This is a genomic window from Pseudomonas sp. FA117, assembly GCF_057370475.1.
Genome location: NZ_CM170675.1, coordinates 1,019,840 through 1,036,439 on the forward strand (window position 1 = coordinate 1,019,840; position 16,600 = coordinate 1,036,439).

At 65.1% G+C, this 16,600-nt stretch carries 13 protein-coding genes; 5 read left to right on the forward strand and 8 right to left on the reverse strand.

Annotated features, from left to right (window positions below; genetic code table 11):
- Nucleotides 1-23: 23 nt before the first annotated feature.
- Nucleotides 24-2,579 carry a PepSY domain-containing protein gene (locus tag AC1TXO_RS04785; RefSeq protein WP_486406788.1) on the reverse strand — a complete coding sequence of 852 codons (2,556 nt, stop codon included), beginning with the start codon at nt 2,577-2,579 and terminating at the stop codon, nt 24-26.
- 353 nt (nt 2,580-2,932) lie between these two features.
- Between AC1TXO_RS04785 and AC1TXO_RS04790 the strand changes: the two genes are divergently transcribed.
- Both AC1TXO_RS04790 and AC1TXO_RS04795 read left to right on the forward strand, forming a co-directional pair.
- Nucleotides 2,933-3,685, forward strand: a complete 753-nt coding sequence (locus tag AC1TXO_RS04790; protein WP_486405257.1) for a tetratricopeptide repeat protein — start codon at nt 2,933-2,935, stop codon at nt 3,683-3,685.
- Nucleotides 3,686-3,792: 107 nt separating this feature from the next.
- On the forward strand, nt 3,793-4,341 hold the full coding sequence (locus AC1TXO_RS04795; RefSeq protein ID WP_486405258.1) for a hypothetical protein: 549 nt from the start codon (nt 3,793-3,795) through the stop codon (nt 4,339-4,341).
- Between the two features lie 216 nt (nt 4,342-4,557).
- On the opposite strand, the gene AC1TXO_RS04800 is transcribed toward AC1TXO_RS04795, so the two are convergent.
- A complete protein-coding gene (locus tag AC1TXO_RS04800) occupies nt 4,558-5,721 on the reverse strand; it encodes a type III PLP-dependent enzyme (protein ID WP_476260645.1) in 1,164 nt (387 codons plus the stop codon).
- Between the two features lie 605 nt (nt 5,722-6,326).
- On the opposite strand from AC1TXO_RS04800, the gene AC1TXO_RS04805 reads away from it, so the two are divergent.
- The 3 genes from AC1TXO_RS04805 (at nt 6,327) to AC1TXO_RS04815 (ending at nt 10,333) form a co-directional block, all read left to right on the forward strand.
- The gene (locus tag AC1TXO_RS04805) at nt 6,327-6,815 is read left to right on the forward strand and encodes an RNA polymerase sigma factor (RefSeq protein WP_486405259.1); all 489 of its coding nucleotides are present in this window, start codon (nt 6,327-6,329) and stop codon (nt 6,813-6,815) included.
- Nucleotides 6,816-6,832: 17 nt separating this feature from the next.
- Nucleotides 6,833-7,795, forward strand: a complete 963-nt coding sequence (locus tag AC1TXO_RS04810) for a FecR family protein (protein ID WP_486405260.1) — start codon at nt 6,833-6,835, stop codon at nt 7,793-7,795.
- Nucleotides 7,796-7,903: 108 nt separating this feature from the next.
- The gene (locus AC1TXO_RS04815) at nt 7,904-10,333 is read left to right on the forward strand and encodes a TonB-dependent siderophore receptor (RefSeq protein ID WP_486405261.1); all 2,430 of its coding nucleotides are present in this window, start codon (nt 7,904-7,906) and stop codon (nt 10,331-10,333) included.
- 230 nt (nt 10,334-10,563) lie between these two features.
- Here the strand turns inward: AC1TXO_RS04815 and AC1TXO_RS04820 are convergent, their stop codons facing one another.
- The 6 genes from AC1TXO_RS04820 to AC1TXO_RS04845 form a co-directional block, all read right to left on the reverse strand.
- Nucleotides 10,564-11,721 carry an osmoprotectant ABC transporter ATP-binding protein OsmV gene (locus AC1TXO_RS04820; RefSeq protein WP_486405262.1) on the reverse strand — a complete coding sequence of 386 codons (1,158 nt, stop codon included), beginning with the start codon at nt 11,719-11,721 and terminating at the stop codon, nt 10,564-10,566.
- Nucleotides 11,718-12,371 carry an ABC transporter permease gene (locus tag AC1TXO_RS04825; RefSeq protein WP_486405263.1) on the reverse strand — a complete coding sequence of 218 codons (654 nt, stop codon included), beginning with the start codon at nt 12,369-12,371 and terminating at the stop codon, nt 11,718-11,720. The genes AC1TXO_RS04820 and AC1TXO_RS04825 overlap by 4 nt, the downstream gene beginning before the upstream one ends.
- Nucleotides 12,368-13,279: a glycine betaine ABC transporter substrate-binding protein gene (locus AC1TXO_RS04830; RefSeq protein WP_486405264.1), complete on the reverse strand. Its 912-nt coding sequence runs from the start codon at nt 13,277-13,279 to the stop codon at nt 12,368-12,370. The genes AC1TXO_RS04825 and AC1TXO_RS04830 overlap by 4 nt, the downstream gene beginning before the upstream one ends.
- A 13-nt stretch (nt 13,280-13,292) precedes the next feature.
- The gene (locus tag AC1TXO_RS04835; protein WP_486405265.1) at nt 13,293-14,006 is read right to left on the reverse strand and encodes an ABC transporter permease; all 714 of its coding nucleotides are present in this window, start codon (nt 14,004-14,006) and stop codon (nt 13,293-13,295) included.
- Nucleotides 14,007-14,380: 374 nt separating this feature from the next.
- Entirely contained in the window at nt 14,381-15,499 is a 1,119-nt protein-coding gene (locus tag AC1TXO_RS04840; protein WP_486405266.1) for an agmatine deiminase family protein, read from the reverse strand.
- A 3-nt stretch (nt 15,500-15,502) separates the two neighbouring features.
- On the reverse strand, nt 15,503-16,597 hold the full coding sequence (locus AC1TXO_RS04845) for an extracellular solute-binding protein (protein ID WP_486405267.1): 1,095 nt from the start codon (nt 16,595-16,597) through the stop codon (nt 15,503-15,505).
- Nucleotides 16,598-16,600 lie beyond the last annotated feature (3 nt).

Consider the following 16,600-nt stretch of genomic DNA (forward strand, 5'->3'; position numbering starts at 1 on the left):
CCTATCGCGGGGCCGGCACTGACTCAGTACACATCCCGCCGATACCGACCATCCTCGATCAGCCGCTCGACCGCTTCCTCACCGAGAATCCCCTTCAGCGCCGCATCCACGCCGCTCGCCATGCCCTGCAGGCTGCCGCAGACATACACGCAGGCACCTTCATCGATCCAGCGCCGCAGTTCCTCGCCTTGCTGCAACAGCACATCCTGCACGTAGACCTTTTCTGCCTGGTCGCGCGAGAACGCCAGGTCCAGCCGTGCCAGGTCGCCGCTGTCCAGCCAGCCTTGCAGCTCCTGGCCGCAGAGCTGGTCGTGGGCGCGATTGCGTTCGCCGAAGAGTAGCCAGTTACGCTGCTCGCCGGCGGCGATCCTCGCCCTGAGCAGGCTGCGCAGGCCCGCCAGGCCGGTGCCGTTGCCGACCAGCACCAGCGGCACTGGCGCTGCGGGCAGGTGGAAGCCGCTGTTGCGGCGCAGGCGCAGGCTGACGGTGCCGCCCAGCGCCAGGTGCTCGGTCAGCCAGCCGGAGCCCAGCCCCAGGCTGCCGTCGGCATGGCGCTCCTGGCGCACGAGCAGCTCCAGCACGCCGTCGCTGGCAATCGAGGCGATGGAGTACTCACGGGCGCCGAGCGGTATCAGCGCGTCCACCAGGGCCTGGGCATGCAGGCCGACCAGGTGCTCGCGGCTGAGCGGCAACTGGCGGCTGGCCAGCGCCTGGGCCAGGGGTTCGCCAAGGCCGTCCAGCTGCACCGGCTGGTTGGCGTCCAGGCCCAGGCCATGGAGGAAGGCGTCGATTCGCCCCTGGGGGTGGCGGGGCAGGATCTCGACCAGGTCACCGGCGTCCCAGCTTGCCGGCTGTTCGCTCTCCAGGCCGAGCAGGTACACCGGAGCGCCCTGGCTTGCGGGGTTGAGCCATTCACGGCGAACCAGGCGCCAGTTGTCATGCCGTGGCGCCTGCCAGGCAGCGAGCGGACGGGCGCCGGTCAGTTGCGCCAGCGCCTGCTGCCATTGCTGCAGGGCGTTTTGATCGGCGTTGTCGACCTCGACCGAACTGAATGCCGTGGTGGCGCCACGTTCGGCCAGCCACGCCTGCAGGCGCCGGGCGAAGCCGCAGAAGTGCGGGTACTGGCGATCGCCCAGGGCGAGCAGGGCGTAGTTCAGGTGCTCCAGCGCCCAGGGTTGGCCGAGTACCTTGCGTTCGAAGCTGCGCGCGCTGTCCGGCGCTTCGCCGTCACCGAAGGTGCTGACCACGAACAGCGCACGGCTGGCCTGGCGCAGTTCGTCCTCGCCCAGCTCGGCCAGTGGCCGGACCTGCACCGGCAGGCCTGCCGCCTGCAACTGCCCGGCGCTCTGCCAGGCCAGTTGCTCGGCGAAGCCGCTCTGGCTGGCGAAGCCGATCAGCCAGCTGTCGCCGCTGCTGGCGGCCTTGTCGACGCCGCTGCGGGCGACGCGGACCTGGCGCTGCTTGCGCCGGCGGTCGAGGTACAGCAGCCAGCCGGTGACGAAGAACAGCGGCATGGTCAGGCTGGCGATGGTCAGGATGATCCGCCCCGGCAGACCGAAATAGCTGCCCACATGCAAGGCGTAGACACTTTGCAGCAACTGGGCCTTGAACGACTTGTCGGTGTAGCGCTCGTGACGCGTGATCTGGCCATTGGCCGGGTTCAGGGTCAGGGTGTTGAAGGCGCGTTCGTGGGATGAATCCTCGAGCAGGTAGAACAGCGTTGCGGGCTGCCCACCGCTCGGTGGCAGGCGCAGGTTGTAGCTGGCAAGGCGTGGGCCGGCGGCATCCTTCAGGTTGTTCCAGATGGCGTCGTAATCCACCACTAGCGGCGTCGCCTTGGCATCCGCTGCTTGTGGCCCCGGGCGGCCGCGACCTGCGCCGCGCTGTTGCTGCTCGCCGGCTGCGGGTTTGTCGGCGAGCAGTTTGTTCAGGCCCTCGCGGTACCAGTCGTAGGACCAGAACAGACCGGTGAGGGCGAACAGCAGATAGAACAGCAGGCACCAGGTGCCTGCGACCGCGTGCAGGTCCCAGTTGAAGGCGCGGCCTTTCTTGGCCCAGTCGAAGCTCAGCCAGACCCGCCAGTTCAGCGCCCGGCGCGGCCAGCGCAGGTAGAGGCCGGAGAGGCAGAAGAAGATCAGCATCAGGGTGCAGGCGCCAGTGATCTGCCGGCCGCTGTCGCCCATGGCCAGGAAGCGGTGCAACTGCAACATCAGGTTGAAGAAGCCCAGCCCGGCGACCTCTCCCTTGAGCTCGCCGGTATAAGGGTCGGCATAGCGCAACGCGCCGCGGCGTTCGCCGGGCGGCGGGGTGAAGTATAGTCGTGCGGCGGTGTCGGCGTGGGTGTCGACCCACAGCATCGCCACCTTGTCGTCCTGGGCGGCTTCGGCCCGGCGCACCAGCTCAGGCAGCGGCAGCACACCTTCCTGGCGCACCTCGACCTTGAGCACATCGGCGTTGAACAGGCGCAGCAGTTCTTCCTGGAACGACCAGATCGCCCCGGTGATACCCATCAGCGCCAGCACTAGGCCGGCGGTGATGCCAAAGAACCAGTGCACTTGGAACAGCGACTTCTTCACCACGTCTTTCACCTTGTGCTGCTGCGCGCCGGCATTGTGCCTTGTGTCGAGGTCAAGGGTTCTGATCTTCCCCAAGGGTGGCGGATATTAAAGTAAGTGAATTCAGGTGACAATTGAGACTCGTTACCATTCGCGGGTATCTTACAATCTTTACACCGTACCCTTGCAGATCCGGGGCATTCGGGCGATTGACCCAACGGCACTTGCCGCGTGGAAAAGCCGGTCCCTATCATTGAAGTCTTTGCCCTGCGCCAGGTAGCCCCCATGCATGTGTGTACCCCCAGCCGGTTCGCGGCCGTCAAGATTTTCTGCTTCTGCCAGGCCCTGAGGCAGGTCGGGCGGGTGGAGCCTTGAGCATGTCGTACCCGCTGCGACCTGAACAGGGGGGCGATGTCGCCGGACTCGAGGCGATGCTCGAACGCAGCCCTGGCAAGGCCGCCCAGGCGATTCTCGAGGCGGCAGCGCAGGGTGTTGTCGAAGCCCAGGCGCTGCTGGGGCGGATCCTGCTCGACGGGCACGGCATCGAGCAGGATGAGCGCCTGGCACGGCATTGGCTCGCGATTGCCGCCCAGGCCGGCAGCGCCATGGCGCACAACATGCTGGGGCGATGCCTGGAGCACGGTTGGGGCGGGGAGGTTGCCCTGAGCCAGGCGGCCATTCATTACGCACAGGCCGCCGATGCCGGTTCCGATTGGGGCCTCTACAACCTGGGCAACCTGCTGGCCACCGGGCGTGGGGTGCCGGTCAACCAGGCCCAGGCGCTGGTCTGTTATGAGCGAGCGGCGCACAGGGGGCACGCCAAGTCGATGAACCTGTACGGGCGTTACCTGGAGCAGGGCATCGCCACCACCGCAAGCCCGGTACGGGCGGTACGCTGGTATCGGCGCTCGGCCGAGGCGGGGGATTTTCGCGGAATGTTCAGCCTGGCGATGGTGCTGGCAGAGCGTGGAGACATGGCCCAGGCCGCAATCTGGCTGGAGCGGGCGCGAGTCGAGGGCAACATGAACTTTTTGCGTAGCGCCCTGGCTACCTTGTCAGCGGCAGGGCCGCAGTTGGCGCAACATGCGGCAGCGTACCAGGCAGAACTCGAGCGGCGTGATCTGCCCTAGCGGCTTGCGCGACTGGTCGGGAAATCATTGACGCTTCGATGAGAGTTGTATCCAGCCTACCTTGGGCCCGTCGGCCAGTGTGGCCATATCAGGACGAGGAGCGGCAGGTGAAAGAGCTGATCAAAGATGAAGCAAAGGTACGTCTGTGGGTGATCCGAGGGGAGTACATGTACCCGGTCGGCATCAACCGCAAAGGCTTTTTGCAGCTGATTGACGGGCCTGGCGAGGTCTTTACCCTCGTTGCCTGGGAGCACCCCAGTATCGGCGGGGATATCGCTTACGAGATGATCAGTGCCTCGGGCAAGCAGATTACCGGTGCCGGCGGGGATGCACTGCGCGAAGCAGCGGCACTGATGCCCATGCCGGTACCTGCCTTTCGCATCATCCGTGAAAATCACGAGTACGAGAAGCCTTGGTTTTACAAGGTAAGACTGAAAACCCTGGATTCGAGATTCGTTTCGGCAAACAATCTGATAGCAACTCAATATCGGGTCAAACGCACAGAGTGGGAGTGGTTTGCAATGTTGCCGTACAACAAGTTCACCAGCTATCACGCCGAGCCGGGTAGGCAACTGCGTATGCTGGAGCCCGGTCAAGCCCAGGCCGACATGTTCGTTCTCGAGTGGCTCGACCCACCTGGCGGTGAGCAGCGATGAACGGTCGATTCGAACGCCACTCGTTCTAGCCCATCGAGGGCGCTCTGTCGTCCATCGCGGGCAAGCCTGCTCCTGCAGAGGTCTGCGCCAGCCTGGCAATTGGCTGATGCACGGTTCCTGCAGGAGTGGCCTTGTGTCGCGATGGGCTGCGAAGCAGCCCGATGACGGCGTAGAAAGCGCTGACTGACAGGCTCGAGGCTCGCGCCCCTTGCCTGTTTACAGGTAGTAGGCCTTCAGCGGCGGGAAACCGTTGAACTCCACCGCGCTGTAGCTGGTGGTGTAGGCGCCGGTCGACAGCCAGTACAGGCGGTCGCCGATCGCCAGGTTCAGCGGCAGGCCGTACTTGTAGTTCTCGTACATGATGTCGGCGCTGTCGCAGGTCGGGCCTGCGATCACCACTTCCTCGGCCTCACCCTTCTTCTCGGTCCAGATCGGGAACTTGATGGCTTCGTCCATGGTTTCGATCAGGCCGGAGAACTTGCCCACGTCGGTGTAGATCCAGCGCTCGACCGCGGTGCGCGACTTGCGCGCCACCAGCACCACTTCGCTGACCAGGATGCCGGCGTTGGCGATCAGCGAGCGACCTGGCTCCAGGATGATTTCCGGCAGGTCGTCGCCGAAGTCTTCCTTGAGGAAGCGGATGATTTCCTCGGCGTAGGTTTCCAGGCTGTTGGTGCGGGTGATGTAGTTGGCCGGGAAGCCGCCGCCCATGTTGATCAGCTTCAGCTCGATGCCGTCTTCTTCCTTCAGGCGCTCGAAGATCACCTTGACCTTGGCGATGGCCGCGTCCCACACGCTGATGTCGCGCTGCTGGGAGCCGACGTGGAAGGAGATGCCGTAGGGCACCAGGCCCAGGTCGCGGGCGAGGATCAGCAGGTCCATGGCCATGTCGGTCTGGCAGCCGAATTTACGCGACAGCGGCCAGTCGGCGGTGGTGGAGCCTTCGGTGAGGATGCGCACGTACACCTTCGAGCCCGGCGCGGCCTTGGCGATGTTGCGCAGGTCCGCTTCAGAGTCGGTGGCGTACAGGCGCACGCCCTTCTCGTAGAAGTAGCGGATATCCTTGGACTTCTTGATGGTGTTGCCGTAGCTGATGCGATCGGCGCCGACGCCGCGGCCCAGGACCTTGTCCAGCTCGTAGATCGAGGCGATGTCGAAGCTCGAGCCTTTTTCCTTGAGCAGGTCGATGATCTCGACGGCCGGGTTGGCCTTGACCGCGTAGTACACCTTGGCGAATTCGAAGCCCGCGCGCAGGTCGTCGTAGGCCTGGCTGATCATCTGGGTGTCGATGAGTACGAACGGGGTTTCCTGCTTGTCGGCGAACGCCTTCATTTTCTGGAAGGTGTCACGTGCGAAATAGTCTTCGACCTGGATCGACATGCTTGGGGACTCCATGGGCAAACTGAAAAGATAAGTGGCTGCAAACTGAACGTCCTCCGTATCCCCACTTTGGTTCGCCTACTTCCCAAGGCATGTCGCCGAAAGCACAAAGGTCGCGGCAAACACCGCAGCCTTGCTGTCTCGTCGTCAGTACTTGAGCCGGATGGATCGTTTCCAGCATGGACGTTCGGCGCGCACTTTAGGGCGTGAGGAATGCAGAATCAACCGCCAATCCGGGGCTGTTTCGCCGCAATCGACGAGCAGCCATTTGAATAACCGACTCGTGTGACCGGCAGATGTTCCCCAGCGGGATCGGAGCGTAAAGAATTGTGGAATGGACCCTGCCGGACGCTTCGCCGACCGACCCGCCTACATGGGCGTCGAACTCTCTGCACGCCGCCAGGGCGACCCGTGACAGACACTGGGGTGTTCATATTTATGGCCACGACGATACGGCACGGCCATGGCGAAACTGGCCGATAAATTTTTTGTTACCGAGGCAAAAAAATGCCCCTGGTCGGACAGGCGCACGCCGATTTGCCGCTTTTAATAAGAAGTATTATTATTTGCGACCTCTTGTCCCCGCCTCCCTGACGAGCCAGACCGTGTCCGGACACAAAGGCTTTCTCGACCACTACCACGAGCTGATCGGCACCTGGACGCGCAAGCTGCGCAGTCGTCAGCAGGCCGAGGACCTCGCCCACGATGCCTTCGTCCGCGTGCTGGAAAACCCGCGCGAGCAGGTCGAGCAGCCGCGCGCCTATCTGCACCAGACCGCGCGCAATATCGCGGTGGACGGTTTTCGCCGGGAAGATCGCCGTCAGGCCCTGGAAATGGAGCTGTTCGAGGACAGCAGCGCCCACGGCGGCGACCCTGAAGCCTACATGCACGCCCTGGAGCTGGCCGACACCGTCGAGCGGGCGCTGGCGCAACTGCCGGTCAACTGCCGGCGGGTGTTCATCTGGCAGAAGCTCGAGGGGCTGACCCAGGCCGAAATCGCCGAACGCATGGGTTTGACCAAGAACATGGTCGAAAAGTATATGATTCGCACGCTCCGACATCTGCGTGAGCACCTGGACGTGACCACCAGATGAGTCAGGAGACCCTCTCGATGAACCAGCAAGGCGCCGACAACCCGCGCGAACAGGCCGCAGAGTGGTTTGTCCGCGTGCAGGACGCGCCCGATGACCGCAGGCTGCGCGAGCGCCTGCAGCAATGGCTCGACGAGCACCCCGAGCACCGTCAGGAATACGAACTGCTCGGCAGGCTCTGGTGCGCGGCCGATGTCATCCCCGCCGAACGCCTCGAGGCGTTGTGCGCACCCGAGCCTGTGCCTCAGTTGCCACGCCGGCGCCTGCTGCGCCAAGCCCTGGCCGCCGGGGTGGCGCTGGCGGCGCTGGGCCTGGGCTGGAGCGGCTGGCAGTACCAGCAGTTGAATCATCACCAGGTGCTCGCCACCGCGCTCGGCGAGCGCCGCCTGTTCGAGCTGCCCGACGGCTCGCGCCTGGAACTCAACAGCGCCACGCGCATCGAGGTGGCGTTCAGCGCCGGTCGCCGGCAGCTTCGCCTGCAGGCCGGCGAGGCGATGTTCAGTGTCGCCCACGACAGCAGCCGGCCCTTCGTGGTCGACACCGCGCAAGGCAGTGTCACGGTCACCGGCACCCGTTTCGATGTGCGCCAGGACAGCGGCCTGACCCGCGTGGCCGTCGAGCAGGGCTCGGTCAAGGTCGAGGGAGCACCGGGCTCGCAGGCGCAGCTGGGTGCAGGGCAAGGTGCACACATCGATCCGCAGGGCAGGGTTGCCGCACCCTATGCGATCGACGCCGCCGCATTTACCGCCTGGCGCCAGGGCAAGCTGGTGTTCGACAACGCCACCCTCGCCGAAGTGGTCAGCGAAGTGTCCCGCTATCGCGCGCAACCGCTGCGGGTCGCGCCGGGCAAGGTTGCCGGCCTGCGCCTGTCCAGCACCTTCAGTACCGACGACACCGACGCCTTGCTGCGCGCGCTGCCCAGCATCCTGCCGGTGGCCGTGAAAACCCATGCCGACGGCTCCAGCGAAATAATCGCGAAATAAATTCAGGTTTTTTGCGTCTCGTTCGTCTTCCCCGCCAGCTGCAACTGCCAAGCATTTCCATTTGCATGTGGTTGGCATTCATCCCGACTTTCAGGACTGATCGAAGACGTGAACAACAACAAGCCCCTGCTTCATCTGCGCCGCCTGGCCTTGGCCCTGGCGGTCAGCGCCGCTGCCACCCACAGCTATGCCGACCAAGCTCCGGCGGCCATCCAGATCCAGGCCCAGCCACTGGCCCAGGCCTTGGCTCAGCTTGGCCAGCAGACCAGCCTGCAGCTGTTCTTCAGCCCTGAGCTGGTAGCCGGCAAGCAGGCCCCAGCTGTGTCCGGCAACCTGGCGCCCGAGCAGGCGCTGCAGCAGTTGCTGCAGGGCAGCGGGCTGACCTACGAGATGTCGCAGGACACCGTGGTGGTCAAGCCGGCGCAGAGTGCCGGCACCCTCACCACCGGCAGCCTGGAGCTGGCGCCTACCGACGTGAAGGTGGTCGGTGACTGGCTGGCCGACGCCGACCAGACCGTGGTGCTCAACCACCCCGGTGCGCGGACCGTGGTGCGCCGCCAGGAAATGGTCGAGCAGGGCACCATGAACGTGCGCGATGCGCTGCGCGGGATTCCCGGCGTCCAGGTGCAGGACTCCAACGGCACCGGCGGCAGCGACCTGTCGCTCAACGTCGGTGTGCGCGGCCTGACCTCGCGCCTGTCGCCACGCTCGACCGTGCTGATCGACGGCGTCCCGGCGGCCTTTGCGCCCTATGGCCAGCCGCAGCTGTCGATGGCGCCGATCTCCTCGGGCAACCTCGACAGCATCGACGTGGTGCGCGGTGCCGGTTCGGTGCGTTATGGCCCGCAGAACGTCGGCGGGGTGATCAACTTCGTGACCCGGGCGATTCCTGAAAAGGCCACCGCCGAGCTGGGCACCACCCTGGAAACCTCCCGCTATGGCGGCTGGAAACACACCGAGTCGGCCTTCGTCGGCGGCACCGCCGACAACGGTATCGGCGTGGCGCTGCTGTACTCCGGCGTCAACGGCAACGGTTACCGGCGCAGCAACAACGACAACGACATCGACGACGTGCTGCTCAAGACCCACTGGGCACCCACCGACAGCGACGAGTTCTGGCTGAACTTCCACTACTATGACGGCCGTGCCGACATGCCAGGCGGCCTGACCCAGGCGCAGTTCGACCGCGACCCGTACCAGTCGGTGCGCGACTACGACTACTTCAGCGGTCGGCGCAAGGATGTCTCGTTCAAGTGGCAGCGCCAGCTCGACGAAGCGACCCAGTTCGAGGTCCTGACCTACTACACCGACAGCTTCCGTGGCAGCGCCATCGCCGCCCGCGATCTGCGCACCCTGTCGTCGTTCCCGCGCAACTACACCACCTTCGGTATCGAGCCGCGGGTGTCGCGGGTGTTCTTCACCGGGCCGGTTACCCAGGAAGTCAGCGTGGGTTATCGCTACCTGAAGGAAGCCATGCGCGAACAGGCGTCGCGCCTGGCGCTGGTCGACAATGTGCCGACCGTCACCCCGACCTCCGACGGCCACGTCTACCAGGACCGTACCGGCGGCACCGAGGCCAGCGCCTACTACATCGATGACAAGATCGATGTCGGCAACTGGACCATCACCCCGGGTATCCGCTTCGAGCACATCAACACCGACTGGCGCGACCGCCCGGTGCTCGACACCAACAACCGCCCGGTGCCGGAGAAGAACCGCAGCATCACCAGCAACGAGCCGCTGCCGGCGCTGAGCGTGATGTACCACATGTCCGAGGCGTGGAAGCTGTTCGCCAACTACGAGACCTCGTTCGGCAGCCTGCAGTACTTCCAGCTGGGCCAGGGTGGTTCGGGCGACAACACCGCCAATGGCCTGGAGCCGGAGAAGGCCAAGACCTACGAGATCGGTACGCGCTATGACGACGGCCACTTCGCGGGTGAGCTGACGGCGTTCTACATCGACTTCGACGACGAACTGCAGTACATCAGCAACGACGTGGGCTGGACCAACCTGGGCGCGACCAAGCACCAGGGTATCGAGGCCTCGGTGCGCTATGACCTGGCCGGCCTGGACCCGCGCCTGGACGGTCTGTCGGCCAACGCCGGCTTCACCTACACCCGCGCCACCTACGAAGGCGAGATCCCAGGCTTCAAGGGGCGCGACCTGCCGTTCTATTCGCGCCAGGTGGCCACCGCCGGGCTGCGCTACCAGATCAACCGCTGGACCTGGAACCTGGATGCCTACGCCCAATCCAAGCAGCGCGCACCAGGCACCGGGGTCAATGCCGATGGCAGCTTCACCGGCAACTACATCACCCAGCCGAGCGCCGACGGGCAGTACGGCAACATTCCCGGCTACGTGACCTGGCATGCGCGCGGGGGGTATGACTTCGGTCCGCAGCTGTCGAACCTGAAGCTGGCGGCGGGGGTGAAGAACATCTTCGACAAGCAGTACTACACCCGTTCCAGCGACAACAACGCCGGGTTGTATGTCGGTGAGCCGCGCACCTTCTATGTGCAGGCCAGTGTAGGGTTCTGATACCGAGTCGCCCCATTCGCGGGCAAGCCCGCTCCCACAGGTAAAGCGCCAGCTTCAAGGCTTACAGAGGACCTGTAGGAGCGGGCAAGCCCGCTCCCACAGGTAAAGCGCCAGCCTCAAGGCTTATAGAGGACCTGTAGGAGCGGGCTTGCCCGCGAACAGGCCCGTACAAGCACTACATATCCAGGATTTGATTCGACATTGCCGGGGCGCAAAGCGCCCCCAGCAATCTAAAGGGCCGCCGCCTCGGCTGGCGACACGATGCTGGTCTTCGCCCCGCGCGAACGCCCCGAACTCAGGTAGGCCGCAATGGACTCCTGGGTCACCTCGCCAAGGAACACCTGCTCGGCATCCAGCACCGGCAACCACGCGCGGTTGAACTCGTACATCCGTGACAGCAGGATGCGCAGGTGCTCGTCATGGGCAGCGGTGGCATTGAACTGGCGCAGGAAGTCCGCGCAGGTGCCTTGCTGACGGTGCATGTCGCGTCGGCGCACATAGCCCATTGCCTTGTTCGCCGCGTCGGTGACCACCACGTAGCGGCGGTCGTGCTCGTCGAGCAGCTCCAGCGCGTCGCTCACCGGCGTCTCGGGGCTGACCGACGGCGCGTTGTCCGCTGCATCCTCGGCACGCACCAGCAGCAGGCGCTTGAGGGTGCTGTCCTGGCCGACGAAGTTGCTGACGAAGTCGTCGGCCGGATGGGCCAGCAGGGTGTCCGGGTGGTCGAGCTGCAGCAGCTTGCCCGCACGGAAGATGGCGATCTTGTCGCCCAGCTTGATGGCTTCGTCGATGTCGTGGCTGACCATGATCACAGTCTTGTTCAGCGCCCGCTGCATCTCGAAGAATTCGTTCTGGATCATCTCGCGGTTGATCGGGTCGACCGCACCGAACGGCTCGTCCATCAGCAGCACCGGGGCCTCGGCCGCCAGGGCGCGGATCACGCCGATGCGCTGCTGCTGCCCGCCCGACAGCTCGCGCGGGTAGCGCTGCAAGTACTGCTTGGGCTCGAGCTTGATCATGCTCATCAGCTCGCGGGCGCGGTCGTGACAGCGCTTCTTGTCCCAGCCGAGCAGGCGCGGGACCACGGTGATGTTCTCCTCGATGGTCATGTTGGGGAACAGGCCGATCTGTTGGATCACATAGCCGATATGGCGACGCAGGGTCACCTCGTCGAGGCCGGTGGTGTCCTCGCCGTTGATGAACACCTGGCCGGAGGTCGGGGTGATCAGGCGGTTGATCATCTTCAGCGTGGTGCTCTTGCCGCAGCCCGAGGGGCCGAGGAACACGCAGATCTCGCCTTCGTTGACGGTGAGGCTTACCGAGTCGACGGCTTTGACGTCCTTGCCGTTGACGTTGAAGGTCTTGCTGAGGTTCTTGAGTTCGATCATGAGCGCAGTCCTTCTGGAGTCAGGGCACGTTGCAGGGTTTGCAGGAGCAGGTCGGCGATGATCGCCAGCAGGCTGACCAGTACGGCGCCAACCAGCAGCATCGACATGTCGCTGCGGCTGATGGAGGTGAGGATGAGCACGCCCAGGCCGCCGGCGCCGATGGTCGCGGCGATGGTCATCACGCCGATGTTCATCACCACGGCGGTGCGCACGCCGGCGAGGATCACCGGCACCGCGATGGGCAGCTCGACCATGCGCAGGCGCTGGCCAAAGGTCATGCCGATGCCACGCGCTGCCTCACGGATGCCGGGCTCGACGTTGGTCAGCGCCAGGTAGGTGTTGCGCAGGATCGGCAGCAGCGAATAGAGGAACACCGCGGTGATTGCCGGCAGTGGGCCCAGGCCCTGGCCGAACTTGGAGTAGAACGGCAGCAGCAGGCCGAACAGGGCGATCGACGGAATGGTCAGCAGCACCGTGGCGCTGGCCTGCAGCGGGCCGGCCAGGGCCGGGAAGCGGGTCATCAGGATGCCCAGCGGCACGCCGATGACGATGGCCAGGCTGACGGCGATGCCGACCAGCATGATGTGTTGCCCGGTCAGTTGCAGGACCAGGGCCCAGTCGAGGTGGGCGAAGGTGTCGATCAGGTTCATGGCGCGACCTCTCTGAAGGAATGCTCACGCAGGAAGGCCGCTGCCACGCTGGACGGGCTCTGGTGCTCGACATCGACCTTGGCGTTGAGCTGGCGCATGGTCTCGTCGTCGAGCGATTCGGCCAGTGGCTTGAGCAGGCCGACCAGCTTGGGGTTGGCGTCGAGCACGGGTTTGCGCACCACGGGCGCTGCGGTGTAGTCGGGGAAGTAGTGCTTGTCGTCTTCGAGCAGCTTGAGGTTGAACGCGCTCAGGCGGCCATCGGTGGTGTAGACCAGGCCAGCGAACACCTGGTTGTTGTTCATGGCGGTGTACACCAGGCCGGCATCCATCTGGCGGATGTTGGCGCGCCCGACTTGCAGGTCGTACATCTGCTTGAGGCCGACCAGGCCGTCGGGACGGTTGGCGAACTCGGTGTCCAGCGCGACCAGGTGCTTGCGCTGGCTTTCGTCACGCAGCACCTGGTTGAGGTCGCTGATCGAGTTGACCTGCGGATAGGCCTCGGCCACCTGCTTGGGCAAGCCCAGGGCGTAGGTGTTGCTGAACCTGGAGGGGGTGAGCCAGATCAGGTCCTTTTTTGCGTCCAGTTCCTTGACCTTGGCGTAGGTCGCTTCGGCGCTGGGCATGCGCTCGTCGATATGGTTGTACGACACCAGCGACACCCCGGTGTATTCCCACATCAGGTCGAGCTGGCCGGTTTCCTGGGCCTGGCGTGCGATGCTGCTGCCCAGGCCGCCGGTGACCCGGACCTCGAAGCCGTTGGCGCGCAGGTACTGGGCGGTGATTTCGGCGAGCACGGTCTGTTCGGTGAACACCCGCGCGCCGATGCGGATCAGCGGTTTTTCCGCAGCCTGGGCGAATCCTGCCAACAGCAGGCCCGCGCCCAGGAGCAAGGCGATCGTTCTTTTCATGGTTTCCCTCGTCTTATTGGGCCAGGCCGCGTTCCAGCCAGCGCTTGCTGGAGAAACTCACCAGCGCATCGAGCAGCAGTGCCAGCAGTGCGGTACAGGCCGCGCCGAGCAGCAGCTGTGGCTGGTTGTTCAGGGCGATGCCGGGGAAGATCAGGCTGCCCAGGCTGTTGGCGCCGATCAGGAAGGCCAGCGGGGCGGTGCCGACGTTCAGCGCCAGGGCGACCCGCACCCCGCCGACGATGATCGGCACGGCGTTGGGCAATTCGACCTGCCACAACTGCTGGCGCGGGGTCATGCCGATGCCGGTGGCGGCTTCCTTGAGCGAGGCGGGGACGTTTTTCAGGCCTTCGTAGGTGTTGCGTACGATCGGCAGGAGGGAGGCGAGGAACAGGGCGAAGATCGCAGGCCCGGCGCCGATGCCCAGGACGCTGAGGGCGATGGCCAGTACGGCCAGGGGAGGGATGGTGTTGCCTACGTTGAAGAACTGCATGAAGCGCTCGGCTTTGTCGACCCGGTGCGGTCGACTCAAGGCAATGCCGGCGGGGATGCCCACGGCCAGCGCCGCCGCCATCGAAGCCAGCACCAGGATCAGGTGCGCTTGCAGGTAGAAACCAAGATCGTCGCGATAGCGCGCGATCGTGTCGAGGCCGATCCAGTGGATCAGCAGGGCCAGGATGACGAGCACGCAGGCCCATCCCATCAGCCCTTTTCCGTAGCGTTTCGCCACAGGTGGACTCCTTATGTCGTCGGCGGACACACTTCTTCGTAGCCGGCCCGTGCGGGAGGCGGGTGGTGTGTTCGCGAGTAGCAGCGCGACGCCTGCGAGGCAGGGCGTACACGCCATGAGTCGAGCCCCGTCAGGCTCGTGAATGCTGGTGAAACCAGCCCTGAACCGAAACGGGTTGCAGGGGAGTGGACGTCTCCGGGGACGTAAAGGTTCCCATCTGAGGCGGCATTTGGCCAGTGTTAATCACTGGGTGGCAGGGAAAAAGCCGCGTAAAAAATGCGATTTATCGTGCTGCAGGCGTTGAAAACACTACGCTGGGGCTTTTTCCTGCACACGCATGAAAGACCGCGCATTTGCCGCGGATCCTGAGCAGTTCACAGCGCCGGGCACTGGTTCGTCACGCAGTGGATCCCGCCACCGCCTGCTGCGATGGCGTCGATATCCAGCTGCACCACCGCACGCCCCGGGTACAGTTTCTCCAGCAGCGACCTGGCGTCTTCATCGGCCTTGCGGTCGCCGAACTGCGGTGCGATCACTGCACCATTGATGACGAAATAGTTGATGTAGCCTGCGGCGAAATCCGGGTTGCCTTGGCTGAAGCGGGTACGCCGTGGTGACAGCGGCGGCGACAGGGTGTGGATCTGCAATCTCCGGCCGTCGGCGTCGGTGGCGTTGCGCAGGATCTGCAGGTGCTCGCGGGTCACCGCGTGGTCGTAGGAGGCCGGGTCGTTGTCCAGGTTGGCGACGACAATGCCGGGGCCGGCGAAGCGCGCGTAGAAGTCCACGTGGGCGTCGGTGATGTCCTTGCCCCTGATGCCAGGCAGCCAGATGATCTTGCGCAGGCCCAGGCGCGCCTTGAGCTCCTGTTCGACCTCGGCCTTGCTCCAGCCGGGGTTGCGGTTGGCGTTGATCCAGCTGCTCTCGGTCATGATGCCGGTGCCGTGGCCATCGACCTCGATGCCGCCACCTTCGCCGACCAGTTCGCTGCGCTGGTGCCCGGCGCCGGCCAAGCTGGCTACACGGGCGGCCAGCCTGGCGTCGTAGCGGTGCCGCTGCTTGCCGCCCCAGCCGTTGAAGTTGAAGTCCACCGCGCCCAGGGCGCCGTCGTCGTCGAGGACGAAGTTGGCGCCGATGTCGCGCATCCAGATGTCGTCCAGCTCGGTTTCGACATAGGTGACGTTGTGGCTGCCACATTCTTCTTCGGCAATGTCGCGCTCGCTGGCCCGGCAGAACACCGTCACCGGCTGGTAGACCGCGATGGCCCGGGCGATGCGGCCCAGGGCTGCCTGCACGTCCTCGGTGAAGTCTTCCCAGATGGCGTCCTGGGCGCCGAAGGCGAGGTAGGCGCGCTGCTGCGGCTCACCCTCGTCGGGCATGAACCAGCGGCCTGCCTCGCTGGCGCGGGCGCTGCCCGGCGGCAGGCCGAAACATGCGGCGGCGCCGAGGCCAGCGGCGATCGACAGGTGCTGGAGAAAGGTGCGGCGGGTCGGCATGGGTCAGTCCTGGGCAGTCTTGAAACGGGTCCAGACGCGCATGCGCGCACGCATGTCGGCCTGGGGGATGTCCTTGCCCGGAATCAGCCGGGCATAGGTGGCGGCATCGAGGTAGATGTCGGGGTTGTCGCGCATGCGTGCATCCACCTGTGCGCGGGCCTTGGCGCTGGCCGTGGGGTAGCCGGTGAAGTTGCTGATCGCGGCCATGTTTTCCGGGCGCATGACGAAGTTGATGAAACGATAGGCGTAGTCCGGGTGGCGCGCGTCGGCGGGGATGGCCATGGTGTCCATCCATACCGTGGTGCCTTCGCGCGGTACGCGGTACTGGAAGTCGATGGACTTGCCGGCGGCCTCGGCGGTGCGCTGGGCCTGGATCACGTCGCCGCTGTAGCCCAGCGACAGGCAGGTGTTCTCGTTGACCAACTCGGTCACCGGCTGCGACTGCAGCTTGCGCACGTAGGGGCGGATCGACTTGAGCAGCTCGCTGGCGGCTGCCAGGTCTTCACGCCTGGCACTGCGCGGCTCGCGACCGAGATAGTGGAGCACCACGGCGAGCACCTCGTCGGGCGAGTCGATCATCGAGATGCCGCAATCGGCGAACTTGGCCGCCAGCTCGGGCTTGAACAGCAGGTCGAGGCTGTCCAGCGGCGCATCGGGCATGCGTTCGCGGATCTTCGCCGCGTTGAAGGTCAGGCCGATGGTGCCCCAGGTATAGGGCACCGTGGCCTGGCTGGCCTTGGGGTAGCGTGCGTGCAGGGCACGCAGGCCGGGGTCGATGTCGTCCAGCGCGGTCAGTTGCCGGCGGTCGAGCGGTTGCAGGCTGCCGGCGCGCATCAGGCGTTCGGCCACGGTATCGCCGGGAAACACCAGGTCGTAGCCGCTGCGTCCGGACATCAGCTTGGCCTCGAGCACTTCGCTGCCGTCCATGACGTCGTAGATCACCGGGATACCGGTTTCGGCGGTGAAGCGCTTGAGGGTGTCCTCGGCGAAATAGTCGGCCCAGTTGTACAGGCGCAAGGCCTCTTGCTGCGCCTGGGCGACGGACGCGCAGCAGGCCAGGGCGAGGGCTGCGAACAGCGGTGATGGACGGCGTGGCATGGC

Excerpts from the sequence above, each read along its gene's own strand:
- AC1TXO_RS04820 (WP_486405262.1), bottom strand. The coding sequence starts at position 11,721 with ATGATCGAACTCAAGAACCTCAGCAAGACCTTCAACGTCAACGGCAAG.
- AC1TXO_RS04800 (WP_476260645.1), bottom strand. The coding sequence starts at position 5,721 with ATGTCGATCCAGGTCGAAGACTATTTCGCACGTGACACCTTCCAGAAA.
- AC1TXO_RS04810 (WP_486405260.1), top strand. The coding sequence starts at position 6,833 with ATGAACCAGCAAGGCGCCGACAACCCGCGCGAACAGGCCGCAGAGTGG.
- AC1TXO_RS04845 (WP_486405267.1), bottom strand. The coding sequence starts at position 16,597 with ATGCCACGCCGTCCATCACCGCTGTTCGCAGCCCTCGCCCTGGCCTGC.
- AC1TXO_RS04830 (WP_486405264.1), bottom strand. The coding sequence starts at position 13,279 with ATGAAAAGAACGATCGCCTTGCTCCTGGGCGCGGGCCTGCTGTTGGCA.
- AC1TXO_RS04825 (WP_486405263.1), bottom strand. The coding sequence starts at position 12,371 with ATGAACCTGATCGACACCTTCGCCCACCTCGACTGGGCCCTGGTCCTG.
- AC1TXO_RS04790 (WP_486405257.1), top strand. The coding sequence starts at position 2,933 with ATGTCGTACCCGCTGCGACCTGAACAGGGGGGCGATGTCGCCGGACTC.
- AC1TXO_RS04840 (WP_486405266.1), bottom strand. The coding sequence starts at position 15,499 with ATGCCGACCCGCCGCACCTTTCTCCAGCACCTGTCGATCGCCGCTGGC.